This window comes from Deinococcus aerophilus (assembly GCF_014647075.1).
In the GTDB taxonomy this organism is placed as follows: domain Bacteria; phylum Deinococcota; class Deinococci; order Deinococcales; family Deinococcaceae; genus Deinococcus; species Deinococcus aerophilus.
Genome location: NZ_BMOM01000034.1, coordinates 20801 through 27572, shown reverse-complemented (window position 1 = coordinate 27572; position 6772 = coordinate 20801). Strand labels below are relative to the sequence as shown.

The 6772-nt window shown below is 67.8% G+C and carries 8 protein-coding genes and 1 tRNA gene; 5 read left to right on the top strand and 4 right to left on the bottom strand.

What is annotated here, in order from left to right; translation table 11 throughout:
• Positions 1–165: 165 nt before the first annotated feature.
• A tRNA-Thr gene (locus IEY21_RS14590) sits at positions 166–240 on the bottom strand.
• Positions 241–346: 106 nt separating this feature from the next.
• Between IEY21_RS14590 and bshB1 the strand changes: the two genes are divergently transcribed.
• The gene (gene bshB1, locus IEY21_RS14585) at positions 347–1078 is read left to right on the top strand and encodes a bacillithiol biosynthesis deacetylase BshB1 (RefSeq protein WP_188905080.1); all 732 of its coding nucleotides are present in this window, start codon (positions 347–349) and stop codon (positions 1076–1078) included.
• 46 nt (positions 1079–1124) lie between these two features.
• On the opposite strand, the gene IEY21_RS14580 is transcribed toward bshB1, so the two are convergent.
• Positions 1125–1580 (bottom strand): peroxiredoxin, encoded by a 456-nt coding sequence (locus tag IEY21_RS14580; RefSeq protein WP_188905079.1) that lies wholly within the window; start codon positions 1578–1580, stop codon positions 1125–1127.
• 297 nt (positions 1581–1877) lie between these two features.
• On the opposite strand from IEY21_RS14580, the gene IEY21_RS14575 reads away from it, so the two are divergent.
• Positions 1878–2972, top strand: a complete 1095-nt coding sequence (locus IEY21_RS14575) for an acyl-ACP desaturase (RefSeq protein ID WP_188905078.1) — start codon at positions 1878–1880, stop codon at positions 2970–2972.
• A 149-nt stretch (positions 2973–3121) separates the two neighbouring features.
• Positions 3122–4294, top strand: coding sequence for a chromate efflux transporter (gene chrA / locus IEY21_RS14570; RefSeq protein WP_188905077.1), 1173 nt, complete (start codon positions 3122–3124; stop codon positions 4292–4294).
• Positions 4295–4305: 11 nt separating this feature from the next.
• Here chrA and IEY21_RS14565 read toward each other — a convergent pair whose 3' ends face one another.
• Together IEY21_RS14565 and IEY21_RS14560 are read right to left on the bottom strand one after the other, a co-directional pair.
• A complete protein-coding gene (locus tag IEY21_RS14565; RefSeq protein WP_188905076.1) occupies positions 4306–4614 on the bottom strand; it encodes a YkgJ family cysteine cluster protein in 309 nt (102 codons plus the stop codon).
• A 3-nt stretch (positions 4615–4617) separates the two neighbouring features.
• A complete protein-coding gene (locus tag IEY21_RS14560; protein ID WP_188905075.1) occupies positions 4618–5715 on the bottom strand; it encodes a pyridoxal phosphate-dependent aminotransferase in 1098 nt (365 codons plus the stop codon).
• 131 nt (positions 5716–5846) lie between these two features.
• Here IEY21_RS14560 and IEY21_RS14555 point away from each other — a divergent pair, with 131 nt between their 5' ends.
• Complete coding sequence (locus IEY21_RS14555) at positions 5847–6449, top strand: TetR/AcrR family transcriptional regulator (protein ID WP_188905074.1); 603 nt, start codon at positions 5847–5849, stop codon at positions 6447–6449.
• A complete protein-coding gene (locus tag IEY21_RS14550; protein ID WP_188905073.1) occupies positions 6446–6772 on the top strand; it encodes a hypothetical protein in 327 nt (108 codons plus the stop codon). Before IEY21_RS14555 ends, IEY21_RS14550 begins: the two co-directional genes overlap by 4 nt.

The following is a 6772-nucleotide window of genomic DNA, read 5'->3' as shown; positions in this document are numbered from 1 at the left end:
CTCCGGTGGCATTTTCGGTTGTCACAAACAGAAAGTGTCCCCTACCGGGGACGCTTTCTCATACTTTGTGTCAGGCCGTCAGCGGAGCAATGACAGCCCGGCCCAGAACACAGATTCGGGCAAGAACGCAAAAATAAAAAATCCCGCACTACGCGGGACTTTCTCTGGAGCCAGGGGTCGGACTTGAACCGACGACCTGCTGATTACGAATCAGCTGCTCTACCACTGAGCTACACTGGCCTCCCAGCATGTCTGAAAGGCTTAGCGAGTATATGGACGCTGCCCAGGACTGTCAAGGTTCAGTAAACGGGGCAGTGGGCGCCGCGCGGCTTTTATGCTGACCGGCATGACCCCCCCTGTTGCCACAGAGTGTCACACCGTGTATGGCCGCCCCGAACCGCTGGACTGGCTGTGTCTGGCTCCCCACCCGGACGACGCCGAGATCGGGGCGGGCGGCACGCTGATCCGGCTGGCACAGGCCGGCCGGGCGGTGGGTATTCTGGAACTCTCGCGTGGCGAGCGCGGCACGCAGGGCACGCCCGACGTGCGGGTCCACGAATGTGCGCGGGCGGCCGCCATCATGGGCCTGAGCTGGCGCGGCAATCTGGGCCTGCCGGACGGCGAACTCAGCGACACGCCCGAGGGCGCACATGCGCTGGGCGCGGCGCTGCGGCTGGTGCGTCCGCGCGTGCTGGTCGTGCCGCACCACCGCGACCGTCACCCCGACCATTTCGGCACGTACCACCTTGCCAAGCGGGCCATTCATCTGGCGCAGCTCCGCAAGGCCGACTTGGGCGGCGAGCCCCACCGGATCATGCGCGTGCTGCTGTATCAGGGCAACGCCGACATTCACCCGGATCTGCTTGTCGATGTGGAAGGGGTTCAGGACGTCTGGGAAGCTGCGGTCCGGGCACACGACAGCCAGTTTTCCGGCCAAGCCATCTCAGAGACGGTCACGCCGGAAATCATCGAGCGCCGCCGCGCCCGCCAGAGCTACTGGGGCACGCTGGCCCGCGTGCGCTACGCCGAGGCTTTCGAGGCCGAAAACGCCCTGCTCGTCGATCCGCTCGCGCTGTAGCGAAGGTGGGCAGGGCCGCTGTTCTGTGTTCTGCCCACGCAGGGCGTTACAACTCCCTGATCTTCGCGAGCACAGTCTCGGGACGCACGGTGTACTGGCCGGTCTCGGCCTCCAGATGCTCGTAGCGCACCACACCGCTCCGGTCGATCAGAAAAATGGCGCGTCCGCTGACGCCGCGGTCGTCGATGCTGACCCCGTACTGCCGGGCCACGTTCAGATTCATGTCCGAGAGCAGCGGCACTTCAATGCCGTACTCAGCGGCCCAGGCACGGTGCGCGTGCACGCTGTCGCGGTTGATGCCCAGCACCACCGCCCCCGCCTCGGTAAAGTCATCCTGCCGCCCGGAGTATTCGGGCAGTTGCATGCTGCACACCGGGCTGAAATCCAGCGGGTAGAAGACGAGCACCACCGTCTGGTTGCCCCGGTAGCTGCTGAGCGTCACGGGCTCTCCGGCGCTGGAGGGCAGGGTGAAGTCCGGGGCGGGCTGTCCGACGAGGCTCATGCCCCGAAGTGTAGCGGGCCGCCCCGGACTTCACTGCAGGTCGGGTGGCCTGTGTGGGCGGGTGAACACTTCCGCGGGGGTAAAGCCCTTCTTTTCCTTGAACTCCGTCCCACTTCAGCCCGGGGCCGAGCGGAGAGGGGTAGGCTGGGTGGATACCGTCCCCAGCCTGTTCCGACGGACCGGGATTTCCGAGGTCGACAGGAGCTGCCGCAGCGCCTGAGGGTTCAGGCAAAGCGGAGCGCGGTCCCGCAGCATTTCGCTCACCCCGCATGCCGGGCGTGATCAGGAGGAACCCACATGGCCGACATTCTGCCCCCCAACATGCTCAATGAACGTCCCCAGACCCCGGCGGGCCTGCTGAGCACGCGTGAAAAAGACCGCCTGATCGAGCGCGGCTTTCTGGGCCTGTACCGCTGGTACACCGCGCGCAGCCAGGAAACGCGCAACTGGAATGCGGACCGCAGCTTCGACTGGCGCAACATGAACCACGACCTGCCCCCCGAGATCGTTACCGTGATCCAGGGCTTTTTCGCCGTCGAGCAGTACGCGCCGGACTTTACGAGCAGCCTGCTGAATCTGGTTCGGCGCAGCCACGGCCGCAGCCACTTTCAGCTGCGGTGGGGCAGCGAGGAGGAAAAGCACGCCGACGCCTGGGAAAACGCGGTGCTGTTCAGCGGCAAACGCAGCCCGCAGTGGATCGCCGAGTACAAGGAGCGCCTCAAGTCCCAGACCTGGGAACTGCCCTTTCCCGACGCCATTCACAATCTGGTGTACACCGTGTTTCAGGAGCGGGCCACACAACTCAACTACCTGAACATGATGAAAATCGCCCAGGGCAAGAGCGACAAGCCCCATCTGGCGGGTTTCTCGGATCCGGTGCTTGCCAAGGTCGCACAGACCATCGCGGTGGATGAGGCGGCGCACTACAACTTCTTCCTCGAAGGCGTGCGGATGTACCTGTACTACTACCCCGAGCGCACGCTGGAGGCCATCAAGAACGTGATCGGCCAGTTCTCGATGCCCGCCTCCACCCTGGTTCCCGACTGGCAGCAGTTCGCCGAGACGGTGTACCGCGCCGGCATCTACGGGCCGCGCGACTTCAACCGTGACGTGATGCAGGTGGCCTTCCGCAACCTGGGCATCGAGAGCCGCAAGGCTCTGGAAGAGGGCATCCGCAAGACCCGCGAGGTACCCGACTTCGAGGGCCACAACCTCAAGACCACCGCCATCTTCGACACCTTTGATTACGGCATGGTCGAGGGCGACGTCAAGCGCCTGCACCTCAAGATTCAGGACTATGAGAAGGAGATCGGTTTCGATCTGTATGATCCCACCGAGTTCGTGGAGAATCCGGCGGTGCCGAAGAAGGCCGGGCAGGCAGCGGACGACTGAGCGCCTCGCCTCTGGAACCCGCGCCTCTGTAGCTTGAGGGCACCTCCGCAGCGCGGTGTACCCGGCCCCGGCCCCCGCCGGGGCTTTTGCCGGTCCCGCCCCGCCCTCCTTGACCGCAGGGCCCCCACCCGCGCCGTACCCTGTGGTCCATGTCCGCCCTGGTGCCTGCCCTGGAAGTCTTTCTCGTGTTTCTGCGTCTGGGCCTGACCAGTTTTGGCGGTCCGGTGGCGCACCTGGGGTATTACCGCGCGGAGCTGGTGGTGCGCCGGGGATGGTTCACGGAAGCCGGGTATGCCGAGCTGGTCGCCGTGGCACAGTTCCTGCCCGGCCCGGCGAGTTCGCAGGTGGGCATGGCCTCGGGCCTGCTTCGAGCCGGCTGGCCGGGGCTGCTCGCGGCGTGGGTGGGCTTCACCCTGCCCAGCGCCGCCGTGATGTTCGCCCTCGCGCTGGGCATGGCACGCTGGGGAGAGGTGGAGGGCGCAGGCTGGCTCGCGGGCCTGAAGGTCGCGGCGGTGGCGGTGGTGGCCCAGGCTGTCGCGGGGCTGTGGGGCCAGCTGGTCACAGACCGGCGGCGGGCAGTCCTGGCCCTGGGCGTGGCGGCGGCGCTGCTGGTGCTGCCGGGAGCCGGAGCGCAGGTGGGGGCGCTGCTCGTCTGCGCGCTGGCCGGCTGGCATTTGTTGCCGGCCCCGCAGAGCACAGAGCGTGGTCTGCCCGCCGTGCCGGTCTCCCGCCGGGTGGGAGCCACGTTGCTCCTGGTCTGCGGGGCCGGATTGGTGCTGTTGCCGCTGCTGGCCCCCCTGAGCGAGGTATGGGCGCTGCTGAACGCCACCTTCCGCGCCGGAGCCCTGGTGTTTGGCGGCGGACATGTGGTGCTGCCGCTGCTGGAAGCAGGGTTCGTGCCAGCCCTCGTGTCGCACGAACACTTTGTGGCGGGCTACGGAGCGGCCAACGCGGTCCCGGGCCCGCTGTTCACCTTCGCCACCTTTCTGGGTGCGGCGCAGACTCAGATGCCGCCGCTGTGGGGCGCGGTGATCGCCACGCTGGGTGTATTCCTGCCCGGCGCCCTGCTGATGGCCGGCACCCTGCCGTTTTGGGCGGTCCTGGCGGCCCGGCCCGGTGCCCGCAGCGCCCTGGCCGGGCTGAATGCCGGGGTCGTGGGCCTGCTGCTCGCGGCGCTGTACACCCCGGTCTTTACCGGCGGCGTCCGCGGACCGCGCGACCTGGCTGTGGCTGTGCTCGCCTACGCCGCCCTCACGGCGGGGCGGCTGCCCGCATGGGCCGTGGTGCTGGCCTGCGCTGCGGTGGGATGGGCCGTGCTGTAAGGGCCCTGCCCTTACCCCCGGTCCCGGCCCGCCTCCCCGGTCAGCCCGTAGATCTCCAGAAAGCGGGCGGTACGCGCCTGCAGGGTGGGCAAAGGAGCCACCTCGCCGCACACCCAGTCGGGCTGGTAATCGCGGCAGACCGGGGGGCGGGCAACATAAATCTGGCAGCGGCATCCTTCATCCAGATTCGGGCACGGCACCCCCAGCGGCTTGCGCAGGGCGTGAATGTCGGGGGCCGCGCAGCACGCTCCACACCCGGTGCAGTCCCGGACCGACTGCGAACGCAGCGGGTACCCGGGCGGCGCGGCAAAGCGGTCCACCGTTTACTTCAAAGCCTGAATGGCCCCGATCAGGGCGTCGTTCTCGGCCGGGGTGCCCACGCCCACGCGCAGGCAGCCCTCCAACCCCCGCAACCGGTCCTGACGGCGGGTCACGATCCCGTGTTCGACCAGATGGCGGTAGGCGACCTCGGCGTCGGGGGTGCGCAGCAGGAAGAAGTTCGCGCGGCTGGGCAGCGCCTGACAGGTGGGGTGATCGGCCAGGGCCGCCAGAATCCGTTCGCGCTCGGCAACGCCCTCCTGCACCCGCTGCTGCACGTAGCCCGGGTTTTCCAGGGCCACCTCCAGCGCCGCCTGGGTCAGGATGTTCAGGTTGAAGGCCGGCACCAGTTTCTGCAGGTTGGTCGCGAGTTCGCTGCCCGACAGAGCGTAGCCCGCGCGCAGGCCGGCCAGACCCCAGGCCTTGGAGAAGGTCCGCAGGCTCAGGGCGTTGGGGTACTCGCGGATCAGGTCACGGCCATCGGTGCCGCTGTACTGGTAGTACGCCTCGTCCAGCACCACCACCCAGTCTCCGGCGGCGTCCATCAGCTCGCGCACGGCCGCCTCGTCATCCACGTGGCCGGTCGGAGCATGCGGCTGGGTGATGTACAGCACGCCGGGGCGCTGGCGCTCCAGCTGCACCTTCAGGGCGTCCACCGGCAACGAGAAGTCGTCGCGCAGCGGCACCTGCACCAGCCGCGCTCCCAGCATGCGGGCTTCCAGGGTGTACACGCTGAAGGTCGGGTCCACCGTCAGCACGGTCTGGTCGATGCCGGCGAGTTCGGTGAGCAGCTTGATCAGCACGTTGCTGCCCGGCGTGACCACCACGCCGCCCGGTTCCCAGCCCTCGTAGGCGGCGATGCGGTCCCGCAGTTCATCGGCGTGCAGGTCGGGATAGCGGTTCCAGGGACGCTCCAGCATGCGCGCGGCGGCCTGCTGCTTGAGGTCCTCCGGAAAGTCATAGGGGTTCTCGTTCTGATCGAGCTTGGTGGGCACCTGCACCGGGTCGAAGGGATACGCGGGCACGGCCCGGACGGCCGGCCGCACCCCCACCGGAGCGTCGAAGACAGGCTGTTTTTCAGGAGCAGGAGGCTGGGAGGTCATCCCCAGTGTTGTACCACCCGGCCCCGTGCCGCGCCGTGCGGGCGTCCACAGATGCCAAACGCCCGTTAGGTTGCGTGCTACCCTGCGGTCCAAAGCGCACCCCAAATGCGCCTTTTCCGAGTCCTCCCGCCATGACTGAATCCAGCAAACCCCGCCGCGCCCAGATCCTCGATTCGGCCAGCCGCCTGTTCTCCGAGCGCGGCTACCACGCCACGAGCATGCGTGACCTGGCCGGGGAACTGGGTATGCAGGGGGGCAGTCTGTACGCGCACATCAGCGGCAAGGAAGAGCTGCTGATCGAGATCGTGAACGTGGCCTCGCAGCAGTTCGACGAGGCGCTGTTCACCCTGCGCGCCGCCGACATGCGCGCCGACGATAAGCTGCGCGAGGCGATGCACCGCCACATCCGGGTGGTTGCCGACAACATGGACAGCGCCACCGTGTTCTTTCACGAATGGAAGCACCTCTCGCCCGAGGCCTATGCCCGCGTGACCGGCTGGCGCGACAGCATTGACGCCTTTTACCGCGAGCTGATCACCCAGGGCGTCGAGGACGGCACCTTCCGCCGGGATCTGGACCCCCGCATGACCGCCTACCTGGTGCTGTCGGCCGTGAACTGGGCCTACACCTGGTACCGCCCCGGCGGCCCGCTGACCCCCAGAAACGTGGCCGACAGCTTCGCCGACATGCTGCTCGGCGGCCTGCGCGCCGTTCCGGAGCCCCCCCGCCCATGAGCCACCCCACCGTCACCGTCCGCATCCGTGAGGCCCTGAAGTATGCCCAGGGACGCGCCGAGAAGTTAGGGCGCACCCAGCAGCTGGAAATCGGCGCCGACCTGTTTATCCGCATCGCTCCGGGCGGACGCAAATTTCTGCTGTTCTGTCTGGACGGCGAGCCCGAGCGCGGCGCGGCGCAGGCCATCGCCCAGACGCTGGGCCTCAAGGACCCCGAATACGGCTGGCATCAGGGAGAAACCCTGCGCTCGCTGACCGTGATCGAGGCCGGCGCACAGGACCTGCCCGAGAGCGGCCCCGGCGAACCGGACGACCAGGCCTGA

Excerpts from the sequence above, each read along its gene's own strand:
- IEY21_RS14555 (WP_188905074.1), top strand. The coding sequence starts at position 5,847 with ATGACTGAATCCAGCAAACCCCGCCGCGCCCAGATCCTCGATTCGGCC.
- IEY21_RS14575 (WP_188905078.1), top strand. The coding sequence starts at position 1,878 with ATGGCCGACATTCTGCCCCCCAACATGCTCAATGAACGTCCCCAGACC.
- IEY21_RS14580 (WP_188905079.1), bottom strand. The coding sequence starts at position 1,580 with ATGAGCCTCGTCGGACAGCCCGCCCCGGACTTCACCCTGCCCTCCAGC.
- IEY21_RS14560 (WP_188905075.1), bottom strand. The coding sequence starts at position 5,715 with ATGACCTCCCAGCCTCCTGCTCCTGAAAAACAGCCTGTCTTCGACGCT.
- bshB1 (WP_188905080.1), top strand. The coding sequence starts at position 347 with ATGACCCCCCCTGTTGCCACAGAGTGTCACACCGTGTATGGCCGCCCC.
- IEY21_RS14550 (WP_188905073.1), top strand. The coding sequence starts at position 6,446 with ATGAGCCACCCCACCGTCACCGTCCGCATCCGTGAGGCCCTGAAGTAT.
- chrA (WP_188905077.1), top strand. The coding sequence starts at position 3,122 with ATGTCCGCCCTGGTGCCTGCCCTGGAAGTCTTTCTCGTGTTTCTGCGT.